This is a genomic window from Streptomyces sp. NPDC058086, assembly GCF_042885015.1.
GTDB lineage: Bacteria > Actinomycetota > Actinomycetes > Streptomycetales > Streptomycetaceae > Streptomyces.
Genome location: NZ_JBHVST010000003.1, coordinates 39,363 through 66,308 on the forward strand (window position 1 = coordinate 39,363; position 26,946 = coordinate 66,308).

The 26,946-nt window shown below is 70.6% G+C and carries 27 protein-coding genes; 11 read left to right on the forward strand and 16 right to left on the reverse strand.

Going from position 1 to position 26,946, the window contains the following annotated elements:
• Positions 1–36: 36 nt before the first annotated feature.
• On the forward strand, positions 37–1,263 hold the full coding sequence (locus tag ACFVWD_RS03010; RefSeq protein WP_389593597.1) for a PP2C family protein-serine/threonine phosphatase: 1,227 nt from the start codon (positions 37–39) through the stop codon (positions 1,261–1,263).
• Between the two features lie 96 nt (positions 1,264–1,359).
• On the forward strand, positions 1,360–2,292 hold the full coding sequence (locus tag ACFVWD_RS03015; protein WP_389593599.1) for an SGNH/GDSL hydrolase family protein: 933 nt from the start codon (positions 1,360–1,362) through the stop codon (positions 2,290–2,292).
• Between the two features lie 6 nt (positions 2,293–2,298).
• Here the strand turns inward: ACFVWD_RS03015 and ACFVWD_RS03020 are convergent, their stop codons facing one another.
• From ACFVWD_RS03020 to ACFVWD_RS03030, 3 genes are all read right to left on the reverse strand, one after another.
• Positions 2,299–2,691: a winged helix-turn-helix transcriptional regulator gene (locus tag ACFVWD_RS03020; protein ID WP_389593601.1), complete on the reverse strand. Its 393-nt coding sequence runs from the start codon at positions 2,689–2,691 to the stop codon at positions 2,299–2,301.
• A 104-nt stretch (positions 2,692–2,795) separates the two neighbouring features.
• The gene (locus ACFVWD_RS03025) at positions 2,796–4,325 is read right to left on the reverse strand and encodes an MFS transporter (RefSeq protein WP_389593602.1); all 1,530 of its coding nucleotides are present in this window, start codon (positions 4,323–4,325) and stop codon (positions 2,796–2,798) included.
• A gap of 368 nt (positions 4,326–4,693) precedes the next feature.
• The gene (locus ACFVWD_RS03030) at positions 4,694–5,089 is read right to left on the reverse strand and encodes a nitroreductase/quinone reductase family protein (RefSeq protein ID WP_101408399.1); all 396 of its coding nucleotides are present in this window, start codon (positions 5,087–5,089) and stop codon (positions 4,694–4,696) included.
• A gap of 97 nt (positions 5,090–5,186) precedes the next feature.
• On the opposite strand from ACFVWD_RS03030, the gene ACFVWD_RS03035 reads away from it, so the two are divergent.
• Complete coding sequence (locus ACFVWD_RS03035; protein ID WP_389593604.1) at positions 5,187–5,354, forward strand: hypothetical protein; 168 nt, start codon at positions 5,187–5,189, stop codon at positions 5,352–5,354.
• Between the two features lie 588 nt (positions 5,355–5,942).
• Positions 5,943–9,320: a lectin gene (locus ACFVWD_RS03040; RefSeq protein WP_389593606.1), complete on the forward strand. Its 3,378-nt coding sequence runs from the start codon at positions 5,943–5,945 to the stop codon at positions 9,318–9,320.
• 193 nt (positions 9,321–9,513) lie between these two features.
• Here ACFVWD_RS03040 and ACFVWD_RS03045 read toward each other — a convergent pair whose 3' ends face one another.
• Entirely contained in the window at positions 9,514–10,605 is a 1,092-nt protein-coding gene (locus tag ACFVWD_RS03045) for an LLM class flavin-dependent oxidoreductase (protein ID WP_389593608.1), read from the reverse strand.
• On the reverse strand, positions 10,605–11,135 hold the full coding sequence (locus ACFVWD_RS03050) for an SRPBCC family protein (protein ID WP_389593610.1): 531 nt from the start codon (positions 11,133–11,135) through the stop codon (positions 10,605–10,607). Before ACFVWD_RS03050 ends, ACFVWD_RS03045 begins: the two co-directional genes overlap by 1 nt.
• A 705-nt stretch (positions 11,136–11,840) precedes the next feature.
• Here ACFVWD_RS03050 and ACFVWD_RS03055 point away from each other — a divergent pair.
• Positions 11,841–12,302: an AMP-binding protein gene (locus tag ACFVWD_RS03055; RefSeq protein ID WP_389593842.1), complete on the forward strand. Its 462-nt coding sequence runs from the start codon at positions 11,841–11,843 to the stop codon at positions 12,300–12,302.
• On the opposite strand, the gene ACFVWD_RS03060 is transcribed toward ACFVWD_RS03055, so the two are convergent.
• Together ACFVWD_RS03060 and ACFVWD_RS03065 are read right to left on the reverse strand one after the other, a co-directional pair.
• Positions 12,292–12,741, reverse strand: coding sequence for a winged helix-turn-helix transcriptional regulator (locus tag ACFVWD_RS03060; RefSeq protein ID WP_389593611.1), 450 nt, complete (start codon positions 12,739–12,741; stop codon positions 12,292–12,294). The genes ACFVWD_RS03055 and ACFVWD_RS03060 overlap by 11 nt on opposite strands.
• Positions 12,742–13,096: 355 nt before the next feature.
• Positions 13,097–13,579 (reverse strand): VOC family protein, encoded by a 483-nt coding sequence (locus ACFVWD_RS03065; protein WP_389593613.1) that lies wholly within the window; start codon positions 13,577–13,579, stop codon positions 13,097–13,099.
• Positions 13,580–13,737: 158 nt separating this feature from the next.
• On the opposite strand from ACFVWD_RS03065, the gene ACFVWD_RS03070 reads away from it, so the two are divergent.
• The 3 genes from ACFVWD_RS03070 (at position 13,738) to ACFVWD_RS03080 (ending at position 16,478) form a co-directional block, all read left to right on the forward strand.
• On the forward strand, positions 13,738–14,964 hold the full coding sequence (locus ACFVWD_RS03070; RefSeq protein WP_389593615.1) for an epoxide hydrolase family protein: 1,227 nt from the start codon (positions 13,738–13,740) through the stop codon (positions 14,962–14,964).
• Positions 14,965–15,220: 256 nt separating this feature from the next.
• Positions 15,221–15,874: an ATP-dependent Clp protease proteolytic subunit gene (locus ACFVWD_RS03075; protein WP_168488842.1), complete on the forward strand. Its 654-nt coding sequence runs from the start codon at positions 15,221–15,223 to the stop codon at positions 15,872–15,874.
• 1 nt (position 15,875) lies between these two features.
• Entirely contained in the window at positions 15,876–16,478 is a 603-nt protein-coding gene (locus ACFVWD_RS03080) for a ClpP family protease (protein WP_054233833.1), read from the forward strand.
• A gap of 69 nt (positions 16,479–16,547) precedes the next feature.
• Here ACFVWD_RS03080 and ACFVWD_RS03085 read toward each other — a convergent pair whose 3' ends face one another.
• Complete coding sequence (locus ACFVWD_RS03085) at positions 16,548–17,030, reverse strand: helix-turn-helix domain-containing protein (protein ID WP_389593617.1); 483 nt, start codon at positions 17,028–17,030, stop codon at positions 16,548–16,550.
• 87 nt (positions 17,031–17,117) lie between these two features.
• Entirely contained in the window at positions 17,118–17,639 is a 522-nt protein-coding gene (locus ACFVWD_RS03090) for a DinB family protein (RefSeq protein ID WP_389593843.1), read from the reverse strand.
• A 267-nt stretch (positions 17,640–17,906) separates the two neighbouring features.
• Between ACFVWD_RS03090 and ACFVWD_RS03095 the strand changes: the two genes are divergently transcribed.
• The gene (locus tag ACFVWD_RS03095) at positions 17,907–18,134 is read left to right on the forward strand and encodes a DUF5133 domain-containing protein (protein WP_389593619.1); all 228 of its coding nucleotides are present in this window, start codon (positions 17,907–17,909) and stop codon (positions 18,132–18,134) included.
• Positions 18,135–18,243: 109 nt separating this feature from the next.
• On the opposite strand, the gene ACFVWD_RS03100 is transcribed toward ACFVWD_RS03095, so the two are convergent.
• The 5 genes from ACFVWD_RS03100 to ACFVWD_RS03120 all read right to left on the reverse strand — a co-directional run bounded on the left by ACFVWD_RS03100 (position 18,244) and on the right by ACFVWD_RS03120 (position 23,661).
• A complete protein-coding gene (locus ACFVWD_RS03100) occupies positions 18,244–19,587 on the reverse strand; it encodes a diacylglycerol/lipid kinase family protein (protein ID WP_389593621.1) in 1,344 nt (447 codons plus the stop codon).
• A gap of 213 nt (positions 19,588–19,800) precedes the next feature.
• Positions 19,801–20,244: a response regulator gene (locus ACFVWD_RS03105; RefSeq protein ID WP_101407157.1), complete on the reverse strand. Its 444-nt coding sequence runs from the start codon at positions 20,242–20,244 to the stop codon at positions 19,801–19,803.
• Complete coding sequence (locus ACFVWD_RS03110) at positions 20,241–21,905, reverse strand: ATP-binding protein (RefSeq protein WP_389593623.1); 1,665 nt, start codon at positions 21,903–21,905, stop codon at positions 20,241–20,243. The genes ACFVWD_RS03105 and ACFVWD_RS03110 overlap by 4 nt, the downstream gene beginning before the upstream one ends.
• On the reverse strand, positions 21,902–23,101 hold the full coding sequence (locus ACFVWD_RS03115) for a PP2C family protein-serine/threonine phosphatase (protein ID WP_389593625.1): 1,200 nt from the start codon (positions 23,099–23,101) through the stop codon (positions 21,902–21,904). Before ACFVWD_RS03115 ends, ACFVWD_RS03110 begins: the two co-directional genes overlap by 4 nt.
• A 107-nt stretch (positions 23,102–23,208) precedes the next feature.
• Positions 23,209–23,661, reverse strand: a complete 453-nt coding sequence (locus ACFVWD_RS03120; protein ID WP_054233827.1) for an ATP-binding protein — start codon at positions 23,659–23,661, stop codon at positions 23,209–23,211.
• A 235-nt stretch (positions 23,662–23,896) separates the two neighbouring features.
• Here ACFVWD_RS03120 and ACFVWD_RS03125 point away from each other — a divergent pair, with 235 nt between their 5' ends.
• The gene (locus tag ACFVWD_RS03125; RefSeq protein ID WP_389593626.1) at positions 23,897–24,424 is read left to right on the forward strand and encodes a MarR family winged helix-turn-helix transcriptional regulator; all 528 of its coding nucleotides are present in this window, start codon (positions 23,897–23,899) and stop codon (positions 24,422–24,424) included.
• A gap of 7 nt (positions 24,425–24,431) precedes the next feature.
• On the opposite strand, the gene ACFVWD_RS03130 is transcribed toward ACFVWD_RS03125, so the two are convergent.
• Together ACFVWD_RS03130 and ACFVWD_RS03135 are read right to left on the reverse strand one after the other, a co-directional pair.
• Complete coding sequence (locus ACFVWD_RS03130) at positions 24,432–24,761, reverse strand: STAS domain-containing protein (protein ID WP_168505613.1); 330 nt, start codon at positions 24,759–24,761, stop codon at positions 24,432–24,434.
• A gap of 274 nt (positions 24,762–25,035) precedes the next feature.
• The gene (locus tag ACFVWD_RS03135) at positions 25,036–25,548 is read right to left on the reverse strand and encodes a MarR family winged helix-turn-helix transcriptional regulator (RefSeq protein WP_389593628.1); all 513 of its coding nucleotides are present in this window, start codon (positions 25,546–25,548) and stop codon (positions 25,036–25,038) included.
• Positions 25,549–25,676: 128 nt separating this feature from the next.
• On the opposite strand from ACFVWD_RS03135, the gene ACFVWD_RS03140 reads away from it, so the two are divergent.
• Positions 25,677–26,858: a PP2C family protein-serine/threonine phosphatase gene (locus ACFVWD_RS03140; protein ID WP_389593630.1), complete on the forward strand. Its 1,182-nt coding sequence runs from the start codon at positions 25,677–25,679 to the stop codon at positions 26,856–26,858.
• The last annotated feature ends 88 nt before the right edge of the window (positions 26,859–26,946 follow it).

Below are 26,946 nucleotides of genomic sequence, written 5' to 3' on the forward strand. Positions count from 1 at the left end.
ATGGACCTCAGACGTGTGTGCGACGGTGGAGGTGGCATGACGGGCCGAGGCGGTGAGGACGCTACGGGGGCGGGGGCGTCGTTCGCCGCGATGGAGGACGCCGTCGAGGCGATCGGCACCACCCTGGACGAGCGGACCACCTGCAAGGAGCTCGCGGAGTTCGTGTGCCGGGAGGTCTGCGACGCCGCCGCGGTGGATCTGCTGCCCACCGACGTCCCGGCCGCAGAGCACTCGCACGAGCCGAACCTGACCCGTGTCGCCACGGGTGGCCGTTCCGAGCTGCTCACCCCTTGGACCGCGCACGGCGCCCGGCCGCTTTCCGTCCAGGCGCTCGACGAGGGGCTTCCGATCACGGCGTCGCTCGACCTGTCCGGCACGGTCCCCCGGGAGGTCATGACGGTGCCGCTGCTGGCACACGGCCACCTGTACGGAGTGCTGCTGGCCGTCCGACAGGGGCAGGCCTTCAGCGACCGGGGCACCGCCGTCACGCACTACGCGGCACGGCTCGCGGCCGTCCACCTCGGCCACTCACGGCAGCACGACGCCGTACGCGACACCGTGCTGTCCCTGCAGCGGGCGCTGCTGTCCGAACCGGGCCGCCCGCATCCCAACCTCGACCTCGCCACCCGCTATCTGCCGTGCGGCAGCAGCGTCCTGGTGGGCGGGGACTGGTTCGAGACCGTACGGCTGCACTTCGGACGCACCCTGCTGGTGGTGGGCGACGTCATGGGGCACGGGCTGGACGCCGCGGTGGACATGAACGCGTACCGCTCGATGCTGCGCTACGTCGCCTCCACGGATCTGCCGCCACACCGGGTGCTGCGCCGCCTGGACGCGGCCGTGTCCGAGGACGGCGCCCGGCGCCCGGCGACCGCTCTGCTCGTCCAGGTCGATCCGGCCCGCGGCACGGCCGTGCTGGCCAGCGCCGGGCATCTGCCGCCGGTCGTGTTCGCCGGGGACGGCACCGGGGAACTCCTGCAGCTGACGGTCGGGCCGCCGCTGGGCACCGGCGTGGGCGGCTACGAGGCGGTCTCGCGCGCGCTCGCTCCCGACGACACCCTGGTGATGTTCACCGACGGTCTGGTGGAGCGGCGCGGCGAGGACATCGACGCCTCGCTCGCCCGGCTGGCCGGGCTGCGGCTGCCTCCCGGGACCGGTGTCGACGCGGCTCTCGACACGGTCCTCGTATGGCTCGACGCCCGGCACGCGGAGGACGACGTGGCGCTGCTGGCAGCCCGCATCCGCCACCGCCCCCCGGTCTGAGGCCCGACGCCGCCGTGACCGACGTACGTCTTCCGCCTTCTGCCCCGCTGTGCTTGCCTGGGGACCCTTTTCGGCGGGCGGGGCGGGGGTTGCTTCATGCGGAGGCCGTGGATCGTGGGGGTGTTGTTGGCCGGGCTGCTGCTCGGCGCGTGCGGGGATCCCGCGTCGGGACCGGAGCAGTCGCCGCCGGATCCCGCGTTGCCCACGGCCGCTCCGTCACTAGCCACGACCACCCGCCAGCGCCCCGCCGCCTCACCCACGGCTCCCATCACAGTTGACGCAGCGGCGAAGGCGCCCACCGTTGTCTACCTCGGGGATTCGCTCGCCATGGAGAGCCAGAAGGTGCTCGGGCAGTCGCTCCGGGAGGAGGTGAGCGCCCGTTACACGAGCGCCCCCTACTCCGGCACCACCCTCTGCGACTACCTGGAGGGGACCGGTGAGCGATCCCTCGTACCGCCCCCGGACAAGGCCGCCGCGCTGGTGCGCTCGCTGCGGCCGGACTTCGTGGTGCTCCAGTTCTGGGGCAACTCCTGGGGCTACACGCCCTGCATGGACGGCATCACGTACGACAAGGAACCGGCGACGTACTTCAAGCGGTACGAGGCGGACATGAAGCGGCTGACCGAACAGATCGCGGACGCGGGTGGCGCGCGGCGGCCCCGGATCGTCTGGGTGTCGCAGGGCCCGGACCCGATCACCCCCGAGCGGATCCGGAGCGTGAACGCGCTCTACAAGGCACAGGCCGCGGCCTCCCACGACCTGCTCGCCGACGCCGGGAGGACGGTGAGCCCGGCGACGGCCCGCTACACGTGGGCGCAGTACCTGCCGTGCACCGCGTACGAGCACGACCATCCGGCGTACTGCACCGCGCCGGGCCGCGACCGCACCGCCCTCCACCGCGACGACGACTATCTGCACTTCTGCCTGGCGCCGACCACGTCCACGCCGAAGCCCTGCCCGGTCCGCTCCCCCGGCATCGTGCGGATCACGCGCGAGATCACCCGGGTGATAGCGGACCGCGTCGGCTGACGGTCCTCAGGGCTGCCCCGCCGGGGTCTTGTGGCGGGGCCGGTCGGGGTGCGGCGGCAGGTGTTCCTCGGCCCAGACCGCCAGGGCTGCGAGCGGGATGAGGAAGGCGTTGCCGTGCGGGGTGAGGGTGTACCGCGAACGCAGCGGTGGTCCGTGCTGGACGGTTCGGGTGAGGAGTCCGGCGACGGCCAGTTCGTGGAGGCGGTCGGCGAGCATGCGGTCGCTGATGCCGGGCACGCGCTCGCGCACCTCGCCGAATCCGGCGGGGCCCTGGGCGAGTGCGACGAGGAGCAGGCCGTTCCAGCGTTTGCCGAGCAGGGCGAAGGCGCGGGTCAGGGCGGGGATGGTCGGGGAGAGTTCGGGTTCCTGGGGGTCCGTTTGAGCGTATGGGTTCGTCATGGTGCGCTCCAGCGGCGGGAGGACCGTGCCCGCCCCGCGGCGCGTGGCCGCGGGGCGGGCACGGTTTTCCCTGTCCGTCCGTCGTGGTGATGCCGGGGTGGGCGTCAGCCCATGTGGACCGGGGCGGCGCCTTCGGTGTGCTGCTGCTTGCCGGCGTTGATGGCGAACGCGGTGACGAGCAGACCGGCCAGGAACATGACCGCGGCGGCGAGGAAGGCCATCGTGTAGCCGTGGGTCAGTGCGTCCCCCGCCTTGGTCACCAGGGCGAAGTCCTTGGTGGCCAGGCCCCGGTAGAGGGAGCCGGCCGCCTCGGGCAGCTTGTCGTCGGCCGCGGAGGTGGAGATCGTCGACAGGATGGCGAGGCCGAGCGCGCCGCCGATCTGCTGGGCGGTGTTGAGCAGTGCGGAGGCGACACCGGTGTCCTGGTGGGAGACGCCGCTGACCGCTCCGAGTGTCATCGGGACGAAGCTCATGCCCAGGCCCAGGGCGGTCACGAACATCGCCGGCATCAGATGCGCGGTGTAGGAGGAGTCCGGCTCCAGGGTGGCGAACCAGAACATGCCCACGGCCGCGACCAGCAGGCCGGGGCCGGCGATCAGGCGCGGCGCGAGGTGGGCGACCAGCTTGGAGCTGACGCCCGCTGCCATCGCCATGCCGAAGCTGAACGGCAGGTAGGCGAAGCCGGTCCTGACGGGGCTGTAGCCGAGGATCAGCTGCATGTAGAGGGTCAGGAAGTAGAAGGTGGCGAACATGCCCGCGCCGATGAACAGCATGGTGGCGTAACTGCCCGACCGGGTCCGGTCCTTGAAGAGGCGCAGCGGCATCATCGGGTCGGCGGTGCGGGCCTGGAGGAACAGGAAGGCGGCCAGGAGTACGGCCGCGGCGGCGAAGGAGACGAGGGTGAGGCCGCCCGTCCAGCCGTCCTCGCCACCCCGGGTGATGCCGTAGACCAGGGCGATCAGGCCGCCGGTGCCGGTGATCGCGCCGGGGACGTCGAGGCGGCCGGGGTGGCGCTCCGCCTCGACCAGGGTGCGGGTGCCCGCCAGAACGGCCAGGCCGATGGGGATGTTGACGAAGAACACCCAGCGCCAGTCGAGAACATCGGTGAGCGTGCCGCCGAGCAGCAGGCCGACGGTGGCGCCTACACCGCCCATCGCCGCGTACACGCCCATCGCGGTGTTGCGCGACTTTCCGGCCGGGAACGTCGTGGTGATCAGGGCCAGGGCGCTGGGCGCGGCGAGTGCGGCACCGACGCCCTGCAGGACGCGCGCGCCGATCAACAGGCTCTCGTTCGGGGCCAGTCCGCCCAGTAGGGAGGCGAGGGTGAAGACGGCTATGCCGACCTGGAACATCTTCCGCCGGCCGAAGAGGTCACCCGCCTTCCCGCCGAGCAGGAGCAGGCCTCCGAAGGCCAGCGCGTAGGAGTTGACGACCCAGGCGAGGTTCGCGTCGGAGACGCCCAGGTCGGTCTGGATGGCGGGCAGGGCGATATTCGTGATCGTGGCGTCCAGGACGACCATCAACTGGGCCGCGGCGATCACGAAAAGAGCCAGGCCGAGATGCCTGCCTCCGGACGAGGAACCGGACGTATCCGGCCCCGCGGGGGCAACAGCGGTCACGCTCTCAGCAGACATGAATCAAGTACTCCAGGGAGTGCGCAGGAATCAGTGCCCCCGACCACGCCGCAGACATGAAATGCCGGTGCCGTGATCGGGGAAACGAAAGAGTGAACGGAGTCTGATGAAACGGAACACTCGCTGTGCAATCCGAGGCCAGGGTGCCGATGCGGCACGCGATCCGGACTCGGGACGAGGCTCAACCGTAGCATTCTTTCGACGCCGCTCCGGGCGCGTTCAATCCATTTGAATATTGTCGATCTCGTACTTGACGAACAGCTCCGAAGTGTGGGCACGGAAAGGCGCGCAAATCCCGTGCCCACACTTTTTCGGAAAAGGCAAATGGGAATTCCGTGCCGGGCGCGCAATTCCCCGCGCGCCGGGGATCAGTCCGTGAGATCGACGCGCACCGTCGTCAGACCGGCGCCCATCGCCCGCACCGCGGCGCTGTTGAACCGCGGCAGGCTCTTCAGTCGCGCGCGGGCGTCGTCCTCGGGCATCACATGGGCGGTCCCGGTGTACCAGCGGCCCCGGACGCGGACCCGGACCCGCGGGTCCGCCTGGATGTTGCGCACGTACTGCGAACGCTCGCCGTACTCGCTGACGAACCAGAACTCCCGTCCCGTCAGACGTCCGCCGACCGGGGTCCGGCGCGGCAGCCCCGATTTGCGTCCCGTGGTCTCCAGCAGGGTCTGGATCGGCAGGCGCTTCAGGAGCGGATTGCCGATCCACCGCTGGAACGATGTGACGACGCGGTATTTCCGTTCGGGGTTGCGGGACATGCGGGGGTCCTCCTGTTCGGTGCCGGGCACCATTGTGCGGGGCCCCACGACCGTCTCACGACCGCCGTCGGAGTTCCGTTTCGATCAGACGGTTGAGGTGGCGGCGCGCATCCTCCGTGCTCGGCGGGGGTGCCTGCCGCAGCCGTTGCGGGGCGAGATCGTCGGCGAGGGCGGGGCAGCGGACCGTGCGGCCGTCCAGGTCGTCGGAGCTGAACTCCCCTTCGGCGACACCTCGTTCGGCCAGCTCGCGGATCCCCGGGTGTAAGGCGCTGCGCCCGGGCAGCGGGGGCGCTGTTGTGACGGGACGGCCATGTTCGTACCGTTTATTCGTCCACACCCCCCTTGCGGCCGTCCTGGGCAAGGCGCCGCCCACCCGACGCGTCTGCGAAGGAGTGAAGCGCCGGAGGGTGGGTGTGCGCCGGGTAGGGCAGGGCGGGGACAGGCTGTGGATGATGCCCGTCGCAACGCGTACAACCGCGCCGCGCCCCTGCCTTTGGTGGTGTGTGCTCGTGGCTGCGGGCGCAAGGGGCCTTCGCCGAGACGGCCACTCCCTCAAGGCTCGGCCCGGCTCCTGACCGGTCCGGCCGGCCTCGGGATCACGACACTCAGAGCATCCCTTCGTGAACTTCGCGCCCAGAAAGTCTTGTTGACCTCGTTGACATGCCGCAAGCACTCGCGTTTCACTCAACTCTCGTGCATGGCAACGTTGTCAGGCCGTCGGAGCGACCGGCGCCGTTGCCCACCGCTGGCGTTTTCCGTTCCCCGGGGACGTCAGCACCGATGTGCGAAGCGCCAACCGCTGCGGAGGCAACCGATGGTCAGACCTCGACGTTCAACGGCGCCACGTGACCGAATGAGATTCCGCCAACGCCTGGCGGTGGTGTCCGTCCTGGGCATCGCCGTACTCCCACTCCCGGCGATCGGGGGCGCGCATGCCGCGAGCGCCGCGACGCCGACCCTGGTGACGGACCCCGCGTCCCTCGTCAACCCCCTCATCGGCACCTCCGGTGCGGTGGACACCTTTCCCGGCCCCGACATGCCCGCCGGCATGGTGCAGTGGGGTCCCGACACGACGCCCGACCGCCCCTCCGGCGGCGGCTACGAGTACAACGACAACAAGATCTCCGGCTTCAGCCTCACCCATGTCTCGGGCCCCGGCTGCGGCGTCGCGGGCGACCTGCCCGTCCTGCCGGTGACCGGCGCGCTGTCGGGCAAGCTCGGCGACACGTCCGTCGGCTTCAGCCACGACGACGAGCAGGCGGGCGTCGGGTACTACAAAGTCACCGACGCGAACGGGGTGAAGACCCAGCTGACCGACACCACCCGTGCGGGGCTGGGCACCTTCACCTTCCCCGCGGGCCGGCAGGCGAACCTGCTGTTCAAGCTCAGTGGGGGTGCCACGCAGGTGGACGGAACCCGAGTCCAGGTGGTGAACAAGAAGGAGATCAGCGGCTCGATCGACAGCGGTCACTTCTGCGGCGCGAGCAACAGGTACACGCTGCACTTCGACATCAAGTTCGATCGGCCGTTCACCGCGAGCGGCACCTGGGTCGGCAGCACCATCAACCCCAGCGCGACGTCGCTGAAGGCGGGCAGGGCCCAGCAGACCCTGCAGACGCACCCGTCGAAGCCGCTCAAGGAGAAGCACTTCACCGTTCCCGCGGCGCCCTCCCCGACCGTGCACGGGAGCGGCACCACATCCTCGAGCACGCCGTCCCCGGCGCCCAGCGCCGACGCGAGGTCCGGGACGTCCACCGCGAGCAAGGCTGCCGTCGAGCCCCCCACAACGGGCGCGAACGGCATGTACCTGACCTTCGACACCTCCTCGACCCCGACGGTGAGCGCGAAGGTCGGCATCTCGTACACGAATGACGCCAACGCCGCGGACAACCTCACCACCGAGATCAAGAACTGGAACCTCGGCGCCGTCGAGCAGGCGAACCACGACGCCTGGAACGCGGTACTGAACAAGATCCGGACCGGCGGCGGGTCCTCGGACCAGCAGGTGCAGTTCTACACCGCGCTCTACCACGCGCTGCTGCACCCCAACGTCTTCTCGGACGACAACGGCCAGTACATGGGCATGGACAACCAGGTCCACAAGCTGGCAAAGGGCCAGCAGGCCCAGTACGCCAACTACTCGGGCTGGGACACCTACCGCTCCCAGACCCAGCTGATGGCGATGGTCGAGCCCAAGGTCACCAGCGACGTCGTCACCTCGATGCTCAACGGCTACGACCAGACGGGCCTGCTGCCCAAGTGGGCCTCGAACAACGGCGAGAGCTATGTGATGGTCGGCGACCCCGCCGCCGGCATCGTCGCGGACGCGTACGCCTTCGGCGCCCGGAGCTTCGACACCGACAAGGCGCTCGCCGCCTTGCAGCACGAAGGCACCGCCCCGAACAACGACCGCCCCGGTGAGTCGGTGCGGGACACGAAGGGCTATCTCCCGCTGGACGAGAACGACTACGGCTGCTGCAACTTCTACGGCCCGGTCTCCACGCAGCTGGAGTACGACTCCGCCGACTACGCCGTCGCCGCCTTCGCGAAGTCGCTGGGCAAGACGGCCGTGTACGAGAAGTTCGCCACTCGCGCCCAGGACTGGATGAACGTCTTCAACCCGCAGACCGGCTATGTCCAGGGCAAGAACAAGGACGGCCAGTTCGCGACCGGTTTCACCCCCGGCACCTCCAACGGCTTCGTGGAGGGCACCTCGGCCCAGTACACGCCGATGGTCCCGTTCAACCTGCAGCAGCTCATCCAGGCGCGCGGCGGTGCCAAGGCGTACTCGTCCTTCCTGGACAGCCTGCTCGACAACATCACGCGCCCCGGCAACACCGACGCCGACCTGAGCAACGAGCCCAGCGTGGAGATCCCCTGGGAGTACGACTACACGGGCCAGCCGTGGAAGACCCAGGCGGCCGTGCGCAAGGCCCAGCAGAACCTGTACTTCAACGCTCCGGTCGGCTCGTTCGGCAACGACGATCTCGGCGCGATGAGCTCCTGGTACGTCTGGTCCGAGCTCGGCATGTACCCGGAGACGCCGGGCACGGACACCCTGGCGCTCGGCAGCCCGGCGTTCCCGGTGGCCAAGGTGACCTTCGGCAACGGCAAGTCGGTGCAGATCAACGCGCCGCAGGCCGCGCCCGACGCGCCGTACGTGCAGTCGCTCGACGTCAAGGGCAAGGAGTGGAACACCTCCTGGCTGACGTACCAGCAATTCGCGGGCGCGGGCACGGTCGACTTCACGCTCGGCACCGAGCCCGACAAGTCCTGGGCGTCCGACCCGTCGGCGGCACCGCCGTCGGACACCACGGGCGGCGACCGGGTACTGGCGGCGACCGGCCCCTCCAGCGACGGCCTGGTGCTCCAGCCGAGCGCGTCCGGTGACGGCACGCTCGACCTGACCAACCTCGGCAGCAAGGCCGTCACGGTCGACTGGAAGGCGACGGCGCCCTCCGGCGTCACGCTGGACACGGCGTCCGGCTCGGTGGCGGTGCCCGCCTCGGGCAGCGCCGAGGCGAAGGTCCACGTGACGGCGGGCGCGGACGAGGGAACCTTCCCGGTCACCTTCGCGCTGACCGACCACAGCACCGGTACGGCCGTGAGCGGGGCCACCCTCCGCGTGGCGGTGGCCAAGGCCGGTGCGCTGTGGCCGTACGACACCAACGAGGGCATCTACCCCGACGGCGCCGGCTACTCGGGCGGCTTCGACGGCGGCGGTTGGGCGTTCTCGCAGAACGCGCTGTCGGCGGCGGGTGTCACGAGCGGGTCCACCGTCACGGTCGACGGCGTCTCCTACACCTGGCCGACGGTGACGTCCGGTCAGCTGGACAACCTGGAGATGGCCGGCCAGACCATCCCGATGCCGGCCGGCACGTCGGGTGCGTCGCTGGGCCTGCTGGGCACGGCGGCCAACGCGCCGACCGACGGCAGCGGGGTCTCGGGCACGGTGACCGTCACCTACACCGACGGCACCACCTCCCAGTCGACCGTCGGCTTCTCGGACTGGACACTGAACGGCGGGTCGAGCAAGCCGCTCGCGGGTGACACGACGGCCGTCACGACGGCCTACCGGAACACCGGGAGCGGAGGCCGGGACAACGTGAAGACCTACGTCTTCGCCACGAAGGTCCCGCTCGACGCGTCCAAGCAGGTGGCGTCGATCACGCTGCCGGTGACGGGCTCGACGGGCACCGACCACCTGTTCGCCTACGGCTTCGGCCAGTAAGAGCTCGGCACGCGCTGACGCAGACGGGCCGGTTCCCGAGCTCATGCCCGGGAACCGGCCCCACGCGGGCGCAGCCCCGCCCGGTGCACCACTTGAGCAGGTAATAACGCCACGAACGCCCGCGTGACATGCAACGGTCCGTAGAAGTCGGTCTCGAACTCGCGGCGCACGTCTTGATCGAGTACCGGGAGAGCTACTCGCCGGCCTTCTGCCGCGGCTGTGTCCTGTCCTCGTCCTCGTCCTCTATGGCGCGTACGAGATCGATGGCGCGGCCCAGGGTGGTGAGGCGGGCTTCCAGGGTGTCCCCTGCCGGATAGAAGCGGACGGTGTCCACAGCGGCGTCGCGCCAGATCCGCAAGCGGTCGCGGACCATCTGCTCGGTGCCGATGAGGGTGGTACCCAGCACCATGTCGTCGGTGACCAGATCGGCGGCACCCTCACGGTCGCCGGACTGCCAGCGTTCGCGCACAGCCGTCGCGACATCGGCCCAGCCCTGGCGGCTGTAGGCGTCGTTGTAGAAGTTGGTGCTGCCGGAGCCCATCCCGCCGAGGCTGAAGGCGAGTTCCTTCTTGCGGGGGGCGATGAGCGCGCGCAGATGTTCCTCGTCTTCGGCGAAGTTGACCTCCGCACCCTGGCAGATGTCCAACTCGGTGCGGGAGCGGCCGGCCGCCGCCAGGCCGGCGTCGAGGTGGTCGAAGTAGGCTTCCTTGGCCCCTTCGGGGACGAAACTCGTGCCCAGCCAGCCGTCCGCGACTTCACCGGTGAGGTGAAGCATCTTCGGGGAAAGCGTGGCGAGGTAGATGGGGATGTCGTGCTCGGCGCGTGTAGACAGGCGCATGGGCTTGCCCTCGCCACCGGGCAGCGGGATCTGGAACTCCCGCCCCGAGTAGGTGATCTTCTCGCCTGTCGTGGCCTGCCGGATGATCTCCACTGTCTCCCGCGTCCGCGACAGCGGGCGGGCGAACGGAACGCCGTGCAGGCCCTCGATGACCTGCGGCCCGGAAGGGCCGAGACCGAGCAGGAAGCGTCCCTGGGAAATCTGGGAGAGAGTGATCGCGGTGCGGGCGATCACTACGGGGCTGCGGGTGGCGAGCTGGATGATGCCGGAACCGAGCAGGAGGCGATGGGTGCGGGCGGCAAGGTAGCCGAGCGGCGAGGGGGCGTCGGAGCCCCATGCCTCAGCCACCCAGCAGATGTCCATGCCGAGCTTCTCCGCCTCGGTGACGAAGTCGACCGTCTCCTGCCACGAGCCGCCAGAGGCTTCGATGGTGGTCGCCGTGCGCATCAGGCACCCGTCCTTCCGGTGGTTCCCGCCTCGGCGCGCTGTTTGATCGCCGCCAAGGTGCTGGTGATGCCGGTCTCGAACTCGCGCATCCGCACGAAGACGATCTTCTGTTCCTTCTCCGGCATCCGGTCGATCGCGAACGACAGCCCCGAGCGGCCGGGTCCCATCCGCATCCACTGACTCAGCTGCGTACCGCCGTTGCGTGACTGGAGGGAAAACCGCCACAGCGCGGTGGGCCGGTCGGGGTCCTCCACGGCCCAGGCGAACACCCGGAGCGGTTCGTACTCCACGATGTACGAAGTCGTCTCCCACTCGCCGAGGGCGTCGTGCTTGCTGTGGCCGATGAACCGGGCGCCCAGCGCTGGGCCTGAGCGCCCGTCCTGCCACCGCACTGACTGCAGCTCGGCACTCATGCTCGGCATCAGCTCGACATCTGACACCAGCGCCCACACCCGCTCCGGGGGAGCGTCGATCCAGGTGTCCACCTCGACCGTCGGTGTATCCGCGTACCGTGCGCCTGTCCACTCCATCTGCCGCTCAGCCTCCCTGCTTTTGCGCCTCTGACCTTGAGAGTTTCGTAGATAGACTTACGTGTCAAGGATCGCCCGACGGTGACGGACCGCATCCTCGCAGTCGCGACCCTCGCAATCGGCCGGGCGGATCGCCGCCCGATCACCGGTTGGCCCGAAGGCCGCCCCGGCGGGCCTACTGCCCTTGAGGGGAAAGGAAGAGGTCCGCCAGGACATCGAGGCGCCTGGCCGGCGAGCCGAGCAATGTGCGCCGGGCCCGGGCCCGCCTCAGCAGGACGTGCGCCGAATGCTCCCAGGTGAGACCGATGCCGCCGTGAGTCTGCAGGGCGTCAGCAGGCGCCGCGTCGGCCGCGTCGAGAGGCCGTGGAACAGCCACCCCAGGCGGGCGGAACCGGATTGTCCGAGGCCGCATCCGCCGACAACCGCTCGGCGGTCCGGCCCAGTTCGACTTGCTCATCGGTCGGCGCGAAACCCATCGACTCCTCCTGGAACTCGACCGTCGTCCGATACGCCGCTCAGCATTGACCAGTGAGTCTATCTACGCAACTGTTCTGCCCAGACCGCTTAATTGAGACACCGGGAGGTCACAGTGGTGGTGCGGCACGGCACGGAGCGAGCCGAAGGAATTCGGTGCAGAGGTGCGCGCCGGGTGAGAGCCGCAGTCGCACAAGGGTGGCGTTCCTCGGGGCCATAGAGCGGCACCGGGTGGACCACCTCTCCAATGCGCCCCCGATCGCGCTGCAACTCGCCCGCAGTCCGCTGGTGGACGACTTCGACCTGAGCGGTCTCGACTTCGTGCTGTCCGCTGCCGCCCCGCTCGACGCCGCCCTGGCCCAGTCGCCGGCCAAACGGCTGAACGCCACCGTGCTCCAGGGCTACGGGCCGACCGAATCCAGCCCGACACTCACCGGCATTCCCGTCGATCGACCCGACGTCGACCGCGGATCGGTCGGAATCCCGACGAGATCCAGGCGGCCGCCCGCGTCGCACCCCACAAGAAGATCCGCACCGTGGAGTTCATCGACGAGATCCCCAAGTCGCCTGCGGGCAAGATCCTGCGAAGGAACCTGCGCGGGCCCCGGGCGGTCGACGCCCTGCATGAGAATGCGGATCATTCTGGCGCCCGCGTTTCACCCGCGGGGTAGGCGCCGTCGCGTCATGGCGTGAAACGGCGCCGGATGTCCGGACGCTCCGCCAGGTGCGGCGGGTACCCGGGGCCCATCCGCGGACGCGTGTCCGCCGCGGTCATGGGTTCCTTGCACTCACCGCACACGACTTCCGGCTCGCCCTGGTGTCCGCAGCGGTCGTGGTGAAAGACGACGGGAGCCCCCTGCTCGCCGGCCAGCCACCGGTTGCCCCAGCCGTTCATGGCTGCCAGCACGCCGAAGAAGTCACTCCCCATCTCGGTCAGGACATAGTCGTAGCGCACCGGATCCTGTTGGTAGGAGCGCTTCTCCATGAGGCCCTCGTCGACCAGGCGTCGCAGCCGGTCCGCCAGGGTGTTCCGCGCGATCCCGAGCTCCTGCTGGAACTCGTCAAAACGCTTGATTCCGTAGAACGCCTCACGCAGCACGAGAGGAGTCCACCAGTCTCCAAGCAAGTCCATGGTGCGCGCGATGGAGCAGGGCCAGTTCGCGAACGAAGTCCTTCTCATCCCCCCAGCATATGAGAGTCGCGAAAAGAGACCCAGCAGCTGAGTGGGGGGAGTGGAAGCCCAGGCAACGAATCCGGGGCGTGGCCGCCGGAGCGCCCGGCGTGCGTACCCGGTGTGACCCTGCGGCTACTGCGGGAGAAGCGCAGGCCACCTCGGCGCTGGACACGCACGCGGTGGCCTCCGGGAGATCGGCTCGCCCGAGGAGCCGCCGCGCCGGGGTGGCGCGTACCCGGCGCTGCACAGCGGCCGGCTCCCCTGATCCCCGCCCGGGGCGAGGACGCGGGCCGGCCGCCGTGCCGGCGGTTCGCTACTCGCCCGCGTACGCCTTCTCCAGGGCCGCGATGTCCAACTTGGACATCTTGTACATCGCCTGGGCCGTCCGGGCCGCCTTCTCGGTGTCCGGGTCGCTGATCAGTTCGATGAGCCGGCTCGGGACGACCTGCCAGGACAGTCCGTACTTGTCCTTGACCCAGCCGCAGGGGCCTGCCTCGCCGCCGTCCTCGACGAACCTGTTCCAGTAGTGGTCCACCTCTTCCTGGTCGTCGCAGTGGATCTGGAACGAGATGGCCTCGTCGAACGTGAACTGCGGGCCGCCGTTCAGCGCGACGAACTTCTGTCCGTTGGCCACGAAGTCGACGGCCATCACGGAACCGGCGGTGCCGTGCTCGGACTCGGAGAAGCGGGCGATCCTGCCGAGCCGGGAGTTCTTGAAGATCGAGACGTAGTAGTGCGCGGCCTCCTCGGCCTGACCGTCGAACCACAGACACGTGGTGAATCCGTCGGCGGACATACGTACCTCCTGCGGCGGGAAAAGTTTCGTCACCTCTGTCGACCGATCGTCGTCCCAAAACTCATCGGCGTCGCGCGGGAATCCTTTCGCCGCGGGACGGTGGCAGCCGACCGCGTCATTCCTCGCGCCGTCCAAGGGGCGCTATAGCATGCGCGGACATGACTTCCTCCGCTGATTCCTCCACGCCTTCCTCCGTCTCGGACAGCGCGCGCATCGAGCCGTTCCTTGTCGACTTCCCGCAGAGCGACCTCGACGACCTGCACCGACGACTCGACAGCACCCGCTGGCCCGACGAACTGCCGGGGGTCGGCTGGGCCTACGGCGTCCCGCGGGAGTACCTGCGTGAACTCGTGCGGTACTGGCGGCACGACTACGACTGGCAGGCGGCGCAGGCGCGGTTGAACGCATGGCCGCAGTTCACGACGGAGATCGACGGCGCGCGGATCCACTTCGCGCACATCCGTTCCCCGGAACCGGACGCGACCCCGCTGGTCATCACGCACGGCTGGCCCGGCTCGATCGTCGAATTCACCGACGTCGTCGGCCCGTTGACGGATCCGCGCGCGCACGGCGGCGATCCGGCCGACGCGTTCCATCTCGTCGTGCCGAGCATTCCCGGGTTCGGGCTGTCCGGGCCCACCCGGGACACCGGCTGGGAGTTCCAACGGGTGGCCGCCGCCTTCGCCGAGCTCATGACACGGCTCGGCTACGAGCGGTTCGGCGCCCAGGGTGGCGACTGGGGCGGGGCCATCTCCCGGGAGCTGGGCCGGGCGTTCCCCGAGCGGCTCATCGGTGTCCACCTGAACCTGCTGCCCGGATCGTCAGCGGCCACCGAGCCGACTCCTGACGAACTGGCCGCGCTGAGCCCCGAGGAGCGCGAGCGCGCGCTGCTGTCGTGGCGGCGGGGTGTGGAATGGCGCCGCGAGGAGGCCGGGTACGCCGAACTCCAGGGCACCCGCCCACAGACCCTGGCCTATGCGCTGACGGACTCCCCTGTCGGTCAACTTGCCTGGATCGCCGAGAAGTTCTGGGCGTGGACGGATGCGAAGGACCGCCCCGAGGAAGCCGTCGACCGGGACCTGATGCTGACCAACGTGATGCTGTACTGGCTGACCGGTACGGCGGGGTCCTCGGCCCGCATCTACTACGAGCGGGCGCACGCGGACTACTGGGGCACACCGCCCGAGCCGTCGACCGCGCCGACCGCGCTGGCCGTCTTCCCGCACGAGCCCCTCGTAGCGCTGCGACACATCGCGGACCGTACGAACAACATCGTGCGGTGGACGGAGTTCGACCGGGGCGGACACTTCGCCGCGGCGGAGGAGCCCGAGCTGCTCGTCGGGGATGTGCGGTCCTTCTTCCGGGACCTGCGCACCGACGCCTGAGCACTGCTCGGACACCTGGACCCCGGTCCCCCGCCGGGGCCGCCGGGGCCGCCGGTGACGTCGGGGCCGCCGGTGACGCCGGGGCCGCCGGGGCCGCCGGGGCCGCCGGTGACGTCGGTGCGCGCCGGTGACGGCAACCCCGTGTCCCTCTGCTCGTGGCGAATCTGCTGCGGGCCGAGAAAGCTGATCCGGGAGGGCCTTCGGTCCGAGAGTGGAGATCGCGGCGACGACAGCCGCGCCACGACGAGGAGGACCGATGACTCCACTCATCACCGGCCGGTACCCGGCCCACGCACCGCGCGCCGAGGAGGGCGACACCCCCGCGACCCGCTTCGACGACCATCTGGCCGCGCAGCTGCTCGCGCAGCGGATCGTCCTGCTCGGCACCCAGGTCGACGAGGTGTCCGCGAACCGGGTCTGCGCCCAGCTGCTCGTGCTGTCTGCGGAGGACCCGCGCACCGACATCAGCCTGTACATCAACAGCCCGGGCGGATCGGTGACCGCGGGGCTCGCGATCTACGACACCATGCGGCTGATCCCCAACGACGTCTCGACCCTCGCCATGGGATTCGCCGCGAGCATGGGGCAGTTCCTGCTCAGCGTCGGCACGCAAGGCAAGCGTTACGCGCTGCCCAACGCGCGGATCATGATGCACCAGCCGTCGGCGGGCATCGGCGGCACCACCGCCGACATCGAGATCCAGGCGCAGAACCTGGAGTTCACGAAGAAGGCCATCGAGCGGATCACCGCGGAGCACACCGGCCAGAGCGAGGAGACGATCTCCCGGGACGGCGACCGCGACCGCTGGTTCACGGCCGAACAGGCCAAGGAGTACGGCATGGTGGACCGGGTCGTGGAGTCGCTCGACGACGTCCGCCCGGCCGCGTCACGGCGACGGATGGGGCTCTGACATGGGTACGTACACGATTCCGAACGTCGTCGAGCGGACCCCGCAGGGCGAGCGGTCCTACGACGTCTTCAGCCGGCTGCTGTCCGAGCGGATCATCTTTCTCGGCACCGAGATCGACGACGGGGTCGCCAACGTCGTCATCGCCCAACTCCTCCATCTGGAGTCGTCGAACCCGGAGAGCGAGATCGCGATCTACATCAACTCGCCCGGTGGGTCGTTCACTTCGCTCATGGCGATCTACGACACGATGACGTTCGTACAGGCGCCCATCTCGACGTTCTGCGTCGGCCAGGCGGCCTCCACGGCGGCGGTGCTGCTGGCCGGCGGCGATCCCGGGCGGCGGTTCGTGCTGGAGCACGCGCGTGTGCTGCTCGGCCAGCCCGCGAGCGGCGGCCGGCAGGGGACCGTGTCCGACCTCGCCCTCCAGGCCAAGGAGATGCTCCGTATCCGCGCCCAGGTCGAGGAGGTCCTCTCCCGGCACACACACCACGACGTGCCGACCCTGCGCGCGGACATGGACCGCGACAAGGTGTTCACCGCGCAGGAGGCCGTGGCATACGGGCTCGCGGACGAGGTGCTCAGCCGCCGACTCGCGACGGTCTGACACCGGGCCACCGCCAGGGCCCGCGTCTCCGCCAGGATCGACCGGACAGGCCCTGGCCGGTCGGCCCGGTCAGGCGGCGAGGCACATGCCGTCGTGGTGCGAGGCCGACGGGGTGCGGCGGCCGGCGGGCCGCACCTGGGCGAGGCGGGTGAGTTCGCCCTGGGCCAGCGACAGCAGATCGGTGAGCCCGAGGCCCAGGGCGCGCGCGGCGGCCGCGAGGACTTCGGAGGAAGCCTCCTTGCGGCCGCGCTCCAGCTCCGAGAGGTACGGCATCGAGATCCTGGCCGCGTCGGCCACGTCCTTGAGCGTCCGCTCCTGCGCGAGCCGCTCGCGCCGCAGGACGTCACCCACCAGGTCGCGCCACAGCGGCTCCCTGCTCCTGGGCGCCGGCGGCGTCTGCCGGGGCGCTAGGGCCGGGCGGGGCCGCTGGGGCGCGTCGGCCACGGGGGCGGCGGGGCCGGTGGGACGGGTCGCCGGGCCGATGGCCGGAGCCGGTGCGGTCGCCGGGCGGAGGGGAATGACGCGGGCTTCGTTCGGCGCGTAGTTGCTCACCCCTTCAGCCTAGAAGCGCCGAGCCGCGAGGGAAGGGATCGGCTCGGCATTCCGCTCTCGGGGGAATCGAGGCGCGTCACTCGCCCGTCACTGTCCGATCCGCCCGTCGATCCGCTCGCGCAGGAAGTCCGCGTGGCCGTTGTGCCGGGCGTACTCCTCGATCAGGTGGACCAGCACTTCCCGCAGCGCGACCGGCTCGTCGTCGTGGGTGCCGGTGATGTCGAGGTCGCGGGCCTCGTCCACGAACCGCTCGGCGAAGGCCACCTCGGAGCGCCAGGTGTCCCAGGCATCCGCCACCACCTCGGGGTCCGGCACCGCGCCGTTGAAGTCACCGTCCGGGTCGCCGTCCGAACGGTAGTGCCGCGGCGCGTCCTGGCCGGCCAGCACCCCGCGGAACCAGGCCTGTTCGACCCCCGCCAGATGACGCACCAGCCCGAGCAACGACATGTTCGAGGGCTCGACGGAACGCCGGGCCATCGCCTCGGCGTCCAGGCCCGCGCACTTCATCTCCAACGTCAGCCGCTGGTCGCGCAGATACCCGACGAGCGTGTCCCGCTCCCCCACGAACCCACCGTCGGAGCGCGGATCGTCGTCCGGGTGCACGAACATGTCCCACCAGCCGAAGGTCCGCTCGGACGGGGAGTTCCCGGACTGGGGAGGCTGGGGAAGTGCGGTGTCGGCCATGCCTACGAGCATCGGCGCGCCGACCGGGATCCGCCACCGCTTTTCCGCCTGACCAAAAACGGTGTCAAGTCGCCCGTGGTGCACGGCGGTCGGCACGGAACCCGGCCCGCGTACATCGGGAGGAACCGGGGTAGCCGGGACCAGAAACGATCACCAGACCGACCTGTCGGCTCACCCCACCGGAGGACCCCTGTGCTGATGGCCCACCCCGCGGTACTGCGCAACCTCGTCGAGCAGTACGTCACCCTGCGCACGCTGCACGCCGAGAACGGCGGTACGGAAGTCCGGCGGCGCATGGACGACGTGGCCTACACGCTGTGCGTCTCGACCGGTACGAGGGACGTGGACGCGGCACTCATCGCGGCCCTCCACCGGCTGCCCGGAGCTCGGACGACGGACGACTCCCTCCTCACCACCTGACCCGAGGCACGGGCCTGTTGCCCAAGAAACCCTGGTGTCCGAGCTCAGTGGGCGATCTGGACCGGGTCGGGCGGGCCCGAAGGCGAGCCCGCCCGACCCTTCAGCCCCTTCAGCGCAGCCACTGGTCCTTCTCCGCGGGCCGGTACAGCGTCACGGCCCGTGTCAGCTTGTCGAGCACCAGCCTCGGCGCCGCGACCCGGGTCACTTCGCCGTCGTACGAGAACCGCGGGTCGCCGTGCAGCACTTCGAGCCGCAGGCCCCGCACCTGCGCCGTGGTGAGGACCCGGCTGTTGTGCAGGGTGCCGGTCAGGACGGCGAGCAGCAGCCGGGTCCTGGCCAGCGGGGTGCCGGCGTCGACGGCACGGACGTCGAGCAGTCCGTCGTCGAGTTGGGTGCGGTAGGTGGGGGCGAACCCGGCGGGGTGGTAGATGCCGTTGCCCGCGAAGAGGAGCCACAGACGCTTGGGGCGGCCGTTGACCGAGACGGTCACGGGGCTGCCCTTGGCGAGGACCCTGGCCAGTCCGACCACCAGCGCGGGCCACTTCCCGATCCGCTGCTCCAGTTTCTCCCGGGCCCCGACCAGGTCCGAGTAGACGCCGAGGCTGAAGGTGTTGAGGAACACCTGCTCCGGTCCGCCGGGGGCACGGGCCCGCCCGAGGTCCGTGACGACCGCGTCGCCCGCCTGCACGGCTCGTACGACGTCCTCCAGGGTCTGGTTGCCGAGGTCGACGGCGAAGTGGTTGAAGGTGCCGCCGGGGAAGACCGCGAGCGGCAGGCCGAGCCGGGCGGCGATCTCCGTCGCGGCGTTGATCGTGCCGTCTCCGCCGCAGGCGCCGAGGGCGCCGCCCGCGTCCTTGGCCCGCCGGGCGGCCTGTTCCAGGAGTTCCACCAGGTCCTGGTCCTCCTGCGGCACCGTGATCTCGGCCTTGGGCAGCGCGGCGCGCAGATACGCGCTCGCGTCGGGGGTGTCGGCGCTCCATGAGAGCCCCGAGGACGGGTTGACCACGATGTGCAGTCCGGCGCCCCCGGGCAGCGCGGGAGCGGGCCGCCGCGGGGGTGCCGCCGCGGCCGCGGCCTCCGGTTTGACGGGCCACCAGCGGGCGGTCAGCGCGGCGGCGCCGACGCCGATCGCGACGCCCACGGCGACATCGCCCGGACGCCGGGCCCCCGAGCGCGTGCGGGTCACGGTCAGTGCCGCCGCGCCGGGCACCGCGAACAGGCCGTACCGGGGTGCTTCGAGCAGGACACCGGCGGCGAACGCGGCGGCCGACGCGACTCGGCCGGCCGCGTCGAGCGGCTGCGCCTTGCGGGCCGCCGGGCGCGCCAGCACGCGGGTCACGGCCGAGGCGATGGCGACGGTGCCGATGCCGCGCAGCGCGGCCCGGCGCGCGGTCCGGTTCCCTGACGCGCCGAGGGCCGCGGCGGCGGCGCCCCACACGAGTCCACCGGCCACGGTCCGCCGCCATCCGGTGGGCCCGGCCGGTCCCGTGGCCGCCCCGCCCGGCCGCCACGGCGTGCCGCCGCTTGTCCGTCGCCCCGCCCCACGCCTTCTCATCACAGGCCCACCCTCGCGTCTCGACAACAGATCTCCTGGTCGGCAAGGTTGTGCCGCCGTTGTCCCTGTTCCCCGAGTTCGCGCATTCATGGACCCCGGTCGGGGCGGCGGTCAGGTGGTCTTGGGCAGCTTCACCACGGTCACGAAGAAGTCGTCGATCTGGCGGACTGCGGCGATGAACTGGTCGAGGTCGACGGGCTTGGTCACATAGGCGTTCGCGTGCAGTTTGTAGCTGCGCAGGATGTCCTCCTCGGCGGAGGAGGTGGTGAGGACGACGACGGGGATGTGGGCCAGTTCGTCGTCGGACTTGATCCGCTCCAGGACCTGGCGCCCGTCGTACTTGGGCAGGTTGAGGTCGAGCAGGATCAGGTCGGGGCGCGGTGCACCGGTGTGCTGGTTGGTGCGGTAGAGGAAGTCGAGGGCCTCCTCGCCGTCGCGTACCACGTGCAGGGTGTTGCGGATCTTGTTGTCCTCGAACGCTTCGCGGGTCATCAGCTCGTCGCCTGGATCGTCCTCGACGAGCAGGACCTGGATGGGTTCGACGGGGGTGCTCACGTGTGTGCTCCTTCGGGTGGGCGCGCTGCCTCCTCGGCCCCGAGGTCGGGTTCCGTTCGCGCCATGGGCAGGGTGAAGGACACGCGCGTGCCCGCACCGGCGGTGCCGTCCAGGGTGATGGCACCTCCGTGGTGCTCGACGATCTTGCGGCACACGGCAAGGCCGATCCCCGTGCCCTCGTACTCGTCGCGGCCGTGCAGCCGCTGGAAGATGACGAAGACCTTCTCCCTGAACTGGGGTTCGATGCCTATGCCGTTGTCCTGCACGACCAGCCGCCACTGTCCGTCCTCCGGCTCCGCCTCGCAGCGGACGGCGATCTCGGGCGACCGGTCGGGGTGGCGGAACTTCACGGCGTTGCCGATCAGGTTCTGCCAGAGCATGGTGAGGGTGGTGGCGTCGCCCGTCACGGTGGGCAGCGGCCCCGCGCGCACGACACGCGCGCCCGTCTCCTCCAGGACCACGCTGAGGTTACCGAGTGCCCGGTCCAGTACGTCGTCGAGCGCGACGGGGACCAGTTCCTCGCCGACGCGGCCGACGCGGGAGAAGGTCAGCAGGTCGTTGATGAGGATCTGCATGCGTTTGGCGCCGTCGACGGCGAAGTCGATGTACTGCTTGGCCCGGGCGTCCAGTTGGTCGCCGTACCGTTTCTCCAGGAGCTGGCAGAAGGACGCGACCTTGCGCAGGGGTTCCTGCAGATCGTGCGAGGCGACGTAGGCGAACTGCTCCAGCTCCGCGTTCGAGCGCTTCAGTTCCAGGGTCTGGGTGTCGAGTTCCTCGGCCTGCCGCTCCAGGAGAACCTCACGGGCCTTGGAGGCGGAGAGTTCCTCGACGATGCGGCGGCGCATCTCCTCGACGGCCCGGGCCACCCGCTCCAGGTCGCGCGGCCCGTCGAGCCGGATCCTTCGTTCGAACGCGCCGCCGCTGACGTCCACCGAGGCCGCTTCCAGGACCCGCAGGGGGCGCCCCACGATCCGGTGCAGCAGCAGGGTCAGCGCGACGCCGCTCGCCAGGAAGGCGGCGAGCATGCCGAGGAAGAGGAGGTTGCGGGACCGACGGCTGTCCTCGGCCGAGGCGCGGGTCCGGTCGCGCAGCTGCTCGATGTCCTTCTCCAGGGTGGCGAGTTGACCCCGGATCGCGTCGAACCTGGCCTTGCTCGCCTCCAGGGAGGGGGCTTTGGCGCCGCCTGGCGTGCGGGCCGCCTCGATCAGGGGCTCGGCGTAGTCGCGGCGCCAGACGTCACTGAGGCGCTCGGACGCCTTCAGGTCCGCGGCGATCCGGGAGTGGCGGGCGAGTTCCGCCGACAGGCGGGCCTCGAAGGTCTTCTCGTCCCGTGCTCCCGACGCGTAGGGATCGAGGAAACCGGAGTCCCTGCTCAGTACGTAGCCTCGTACGCCCGTCTCCTGGTCCACCAGCGAGGTCTCCAGCTGGTAGGCGGTGGAGCGGGCCGGCTGGATGCGGTCGGTGAGCAGATCGGTGCGGTCGTCGGCGCGGGCCTGGAGGACCCCGCCGGACACGGCGAAGACGATCACCAGCAGCACGTTGGCGGCCAGCACCACATGGATCCAGCCCTGCACGGTCAGCCGGGCGACGCGTGTGGGCTTTCCGTCCCCGAGGGTGTCCGCCGTAGGGTCCGGTCCCGGGGCGTTCGGCGTACGGGTCATGACATTCCGTCCGTCGCCAGGTGCAGAACGGCCACGTCGTCGGCGAGTCCGCCGTGGGAGGCGGTCAGCGCGGCGACGTCCTCGACGACCGCGTCGACGAACGGCCGCCCGCGCAGGTCCTGGTGTTTCCTCGCCACCGCGAGCAGTCCTTCCTCTCCGAGCCGCCCGCCCGGGGCCACGACGCCCTCGAAGAGCCCGTCGGTGAACAGCGTCACGGCGCTGATGTCGTGCGCGGGCAGCTCGGTCTCCGGCCAGCGGGCCCGGCCCGGGAGCAGTCCGAGCGCGGGGCCCGGGGCCGGCTCGAACAGCTCGATGCCGCGCGAGGTGCTCACGAGCAGTCCCGGGTGTCCGGCGCGGATCACGCTCATGCGGCTGCGGTCCTCGGCGATCCGCAGGACGGTGAGGGTGGCGAAGATGTAGTCCGCGGCGCGCTCGGCGCCGATGATCTCCTCCAGAAGCTCGAGTTGGCGCGCGCCCACGCATCCGGAGAGCACGGCGGCCCGCCAGGCCACCCGCAGACAGACGCCGAGCGCGGCCTCCGCCGCGCCGTGGCCGGAGACGTCCCCGATCACCGCGTGCACGGTGCCGTCCTCGCTCTCGACGACGTCGAAGAAGTCGCCGCCGAGCAGGGCGTGGTCCCGTCCCGGGGTGTAGCGCGAGGCCACCTGGCAACCGGCGCCCCGCAGCAGGGGCGTGGGCAGCAGTCCGCGCTCCAAGCGCGCGTTCTCCCGGGCCAGCAGTCGGCTCGCATGGAGTTCGACGTTCGACCGCTCCACCTGCTTGCGCTGCAGGGCGTACCGGACCGCGCGGCTGAGCGCCTCGGCGTCCAGGCCGTCCTTGGCGAGGAAGTCCTGCGCTCCTTCGGCCACCGCGGCGAGCCCGGCCTCGTTCTCGGCGACTCCGGTGAGCACCACGACGGCCGCGTCGGGCGCGGCGTCACGCACCAGCCGGACCGCGCCGAGTCCGTGGGTGTCGGGCAGATGCAGGTCCAGCAGGACGCACACGGAGTACGGCGAGGCATCGAGGAACACACGTGCCTCGGCGAGGGACTTGCACCAGGTGACCTCCATCGGCAGTCCGCTGTCGGCCAGCACCTCCCGCACCAGCAGCGCGTCTCCGGCGTCGTCCTCGACCAGCAGCAGTACCGCGGTGGCGTCCAGGGCCCAGCGGGGATCCGAACTCCCCTGTCGGGGCACCGCGCCTCGTTCACCTGTCCGCGGCAGGCGATCCGCCACGCTCGCCCCCCTTGGGTGACCCACGCCGACCATGGTCCGCTGTGAGCCTACTGGTACGTCACTCCGGGTCAACGGCGCAGGGCGAGCCGGGCCTTGACGCACTTTCCGACCGGCACCCGCCCGACGGTCACTTCCGTCGCGAGCGCGTGCACGATCTCCAGGCCGTGCCGCCCCACGCGTTCGGGATCCCGCGGATAGCGCCGGGGCAGGGCGGCGCTGCTGTCGTACACGATGACGGTCACGGAGGTGTCGGTTCCCTCCAGTTCCAGGATGTACGGCCCGTGGCTGTGCCGGTCCGCGTTGGTGACCAGCTCGCTGACGACCAGCAGGAGGTCGCCGGTGGCCTGTGCGCCGATCTCGGCACACCACTCCGAACGGAGCTGTTCGAGGAACAGCTCGGCGAAGTGGCGCGCTTCGGCGATGCACCCCGGCTCGCCGGTGTAGTGCGCCGCCCGCCGAAGCGGTTCCACGGGCACGTCGAAGCCAGTCGGTATCACCGCTCCGTCCAAGCGCTCGATCATGTGATTCTCTTTCGGATGCCGGTACGTCGGGACATTCCGCGTCCGGACGCTGCTGCTGCAAAAGTGCTCGTACCCCGTGCAGCCCTCCACAGTCACCCCGATGTTCCCCCGTCCCGGTGGCTTCCGCACACGATTCCCACAAGGGAACGGTGTCATCCCGACACGGCCGGGCAGGGCCACCAGGCGAGGCATGACCGGTCACCGAGTTCTCGGTGCGAGCAAGGGGCGCGGACGGATGGACGGACAGGACCCCGAAGTACGGGACGACATACCGCCCCGGGAACGGGACAACGCCCTGCTCCAGGCCGCCGACCGGCTCGCCTCCGCGGCCGAGATCCTGGTCTCCGTGTCGGCGCGTACGGCGGTCGCGGTCGACAGCAGACTGTCGCCGCCGCTGCTGCGCGCCCTGACCCTGGTGAGCACGGATCCCGGTCTGACGCTCGCGGCACTGGCCGAGCGGGCGCAGATCAGCCGCTCCCGGGCGAGCCGGGTGTGCGACACGCTCGAGGAAGCCGGACTGCTGGCCCGTTCGCCGCGCACCGAGGACCGCAGGGGCGTCGGCCTGAGTCTGACCGGCCGCGGGCGCTCCGCCCTCGACCGGGTGCGGGAACAGCGCACCGTCTGGATCAAGGACGCCCTGCTGCGCATGCCGGAGTCCGATCTGAGCGGGCTGCTGGCCGCGCTGCGGTCGCTCGGCCCGTCCCTGGCCCAGGGGCATCCGGACCGTGCGGAGACACCCGGGCCGCCCGATCGGTCCGCCTGACGCACTCTCAGACCGCATCGGCCTCCAGCGCCTCCCCCACAGTGGGGAAGACCGGCAGCAGGTCCGAGATGCCGGTGATGCCCAGCACCCGCTCCACGAAGGGTGAGAGAGCGGCCAGCCGGAGCCGCGGGCCGAGCACCCCGTGGGCCCGCAGTACGACGTTGATCGTGGTCGAGTCCAGGAAGGTCACCGCGGCCAGGTCGAGGACCACCGCACCCGGGCAGGCCCGGCCCGCCGCCGCGAGGGCCTCGTCGAGCTCGCCCGCGTTGTCGAGATCCATCTCGCCGCGGACCGCGATCACGGTCGACCGACCGGCCTCGCGCGTGGACAGCGACATGGCCGCCTGACCTGGACTCCGGCCTGAATGCACAGCGATCCCTCGAAATGTTGTCGAATCCACGGAGAGTGGGGTAACCGCATGGGAACGGTGCGCCACAACGCCGCGATGGAGCGGTGTCAGGCCCTACCGTAGCCGATCGTTGTCATTTGACAACAATTGCCGTCAGGCAACAATCTGGTCCCCCTCCGATCCCAAGTCCGGCGACCCGTGGGCCGGTTGTCGCAGTGATTGGGTCGCAGTGATGGGTCGCACCGAAGGGACGCAGATGGAGCTAACCGGTACCGGTCGCATGCCCGGGCGCCCGGCCGGACCGGCCGGAGCGCTCTTCGAGCTGGTCCAGCGCGGTCGCCCGGAACGCTTCGAGGCCTTCGGTGAGCCGGGCGACGTCCGCCGAGGACATCTGCTCCAGCACGGCCCGCACCTCGCGCGCGCGGTGGTCCCGGAGTTCGCGCAGCACCTGCTCGCCGAGCGGGCTGAGGCCGACCTCGACCTCGCGCCGGCTCGTCGAGCTCGGCACTCTGCGGATCAGGCCGACTGCCTCCATCCGGTCACACAGACGGCTGACCGAGGAGGGACGCGAGGCCAGGGCGTCACCGAGCGAGCGAAGATTCATGGACCCGCCCTGCTCGATCACGATCAGGGCCCGTAGCTGAGAGGGCGGCACCGGTCCGGACGGCGCGGACTCCTGCCCTCGACCCCACAGGAGTTCGAGGAGCTCCGAGACGGCGTCGAGCGTGTGCGCGGCTTCGTCTCGGGAGGCGGGTGGACGGATCGAGCGAGGCACCGATCCACCTTGTCATCTCCTGAAGGCCATTACCAGCCGCGCCGGTCCACCGGAGCCCTCGAAACAGACCACTGTGACCAGGCAGACCCCCACTCGCACGACAACCGCACGAGAAAGTCATCACGACCGTGACCTCTGTGAACGACGTCGACAGAGCCCTGCGCGCGGCCCCGCCGCACGCACTGCTCGACACCCTGCGCCCCTTTCTGACAGATGTCTGGGGGGCGATCGACGCCGACCTGCTGCTGGCGGACTACGGGATGACCGTGCTCCAGCCGGTCGAGGAGCCCGGCGACCCCGCGCGTGCCGTGTCCCTGCACAACAGCCCCGAAAGCCGGGCCTTCGGCAGTCAGGAGCCGCACGAGGAGCGCCCCCGGAACGGCGAGCGGACGCGTCTGCATCTGCCGGTCTCCGCCCGGGGCGAGCGCCTGGGCATCCTCACCGTCCTGCTGCCTCTGGGGCCCGTGGACCCCGCGGTGACCGACGAACTGGTGCAGGTCGCCGATCTGCTGGGCCACGCGATCGTCGTGGCCGAACGGGACACCGACGTCTACCGGCAGGCCCGGCGGGTCGGCCGGCTGACGCTGGCCGCCGAAATGCAGTGGGAGCTGCTCCCGGGCCGGGCCTGTGCCCGCGAGGAGTTCGCCGTCGGCGCCCAGCTGGAGCCCGCGTACGCGGTGCGCGGGGACAACTTCGACTGGTCCTCGGACGCGCACCGGCTCACCCTGTCGATCATCAACGGGATGGGGGACGGCATCCACGCGTCCTTGCTGACCCATCTGGCCGTCGGCGCCCTGCGCAACGCCCGCCGCGCCGGGCTCCCGGTCGCCGACCAGGCCAGACTCGCCGACCAGGCCCTGTACGCGCAGCACCACGGCGACCAGCACGTGTCGGCGCTGCTGCTCTCCTTCGACCTCGCCACCGGCGGCGCGCTCGCGGTGGACGCGGGCTCGCCCCGGATGTGGCGCCGACGGGGTACGGCCGTGGAGCGGATCGAGCTGGAGGCGCAGCTGCCGCTCGGCATGTTCGAGGAGTCCGACTACGTGGCACAGGAGTTCGGCGTCCTGCCCGGTGACCGGCTCCTGGTGGTGAGCGACGGTGTGTACGACGCCCTGTCCCCGCTGGGAGAGGTCTTCGGGGAGCGGGCGCTGGCCCGTGCCGTGTCGGCCACCGCCCTGCTGCCCGCGGCCGACGTACCGCGCGCCGTCCTCGACGAGCTGGCCCGCTATCGCGTCACCGAGCCGCTGGACGACGCGCTGATCGTGTGTCTCGACTGGTCCGGCAGGCCGGTCGGCACGCCGTCCGGCTGACGCCGAGCCCGGGTCCAGCCGCCGAAATGGCGGCGGCGACGGTGCATTCCCCGGTCCGCTCGGGGCACCCGGACCGGGCGGAATCCGG

Excerpts from the sequence above, each read along its gene's own strand:
- ACFVWD_RS03010 (WP_389593597.1), top strand. The coding sequence starts at position 37 with ATGACGGGCCGAGGCGGTGAGGACGCTACGGGGGCGGGGGCGTCGTTC.
- ACFVWD_RS03015 (WP_389593599.1), top strand. The coding sequence starts at position 1,360 with ATGCGGAGGCCGTGGATCGTGGGGGTGTTGTTGGCCGGGCTGCTGCTC.
- ACFVWD_RS03020 (WP_389593601.1), bottom strand. The coding sequence starts at position 2,691 with ATGACGAACCCATACGCTCAAACGGACCCCCAGGAACCCGAACTCTCC.
- ACFVWD_RS03025 (WP_389593602.1), bottom strand. The coding sequence starts at position 4,325 with ATGTCTGCTGAGAGCGTGACCGCTGTTGCCCCCGCGGGGCCGGATACG.
- ACFVWD_RS03030 (WP_101408399.1), bottom strand. The coding sequence starts at position 5,089 with ATGTCCCGCAACCCCGAACGGAAATACCGCGTCGTCACATCGTTCCAG.
- ACFVWD_RS03040 (WP_389593606.1), top strand. The coding sequence starts at position 5,943 with ATGAGATTCCGCCAACGCCTGGCGGTGGTGTCCGTCCTGGGCATCGCC.
- ACFVWD_RS03045 (WP_389593608.1), bottom strand. The coding sequence starts at position 10,605 with ATGCGCACGGCGACCACCATCGAAGCCTCTGGCGGCTCGTGGCAGGAG.
- ACFVWD_RS03050 (WP_389593610.1), bottom strand. The coding sequence starts at position 11,135 with ATGGAGTGGACAGGCGCACGGTACGCGGATACACCGACGGTCGAGGTG.
- ACFVWD_RS03060 (WP_389593611.1), bottom strand. The coding sequence starts at position 12,741 with ATGGACTTGCTTGGAGACTGGTGGACTCCTCTCGTGCTGCGTGAGGCG.
- ACFVWD_RS03065 (WP_389593613.1), bottom strand. The coding sequence starts at position 13,579 with ATGTCCGCCGACGGATTCACCACGTGTCTGTGGTTCGACGGTCAGGCC.
- ACFVWD_RS03070 (WP_389593615.1), top strand. The coding sequence starts at position 13,738 with ATGACTTCCTCCGCTGATTCCTCCACGCCTTCCTCCGTCTCGGACAGC.
- ACFVWD_RS03075 (WP_168488842.1), top strand. The coding sequence starts at position 15,221 with ATGACTCCACTCATCACCGGCCGGTACCCGGCCCACGCACCGCGCGCC.
- ACFVWD_RS03080 (WP_054233833.1), top strand. The coding sequence starts at position 15,876 with ATGGGTACGTACACGATTCCGAACGTCGTCGAGCGGACCCCGCAGGGC.
- ACFVWD_RS03090 (WP_389593843.1), bottom strand. The coding sequence starts at position 17,639 with ATGTTCGTGCACCCGGACGACGATCCGCGCTCCGACGGTGGGTTCGTG.
- ACFVWD_RS03110 (WP_389593623.1), bottom strand. The coding sequence starts at position 21,905 with ATGACCCGTACGCCGAACGCCCCGGGACCGGACCCTACGGCGGACACC.
- ACFVWD_RS03120 (WP_054233827.1), bottom strand. The coding sequence starts at position 23,661 with ATGATCGAGCGCTTGGACGGAGCGGTGATACCGACTGGCTTCGACGTG.
- ACFVWD_RS03125 (WP_389593626.1), top strand. The coding sequence starts at position 23,897 with ATGGACGGACAGGACCCCGAAGTACGGGACGACATACCGCCCCGGGAA.
- ACFVWD_RS03130 (WP_168505613.1), bottom strand. The coding sequence starts at position 24,761 with ATGTCGCTGTCCACGCGCGAGGCCGGTCGGTCGACCGTGATCGCGGTC.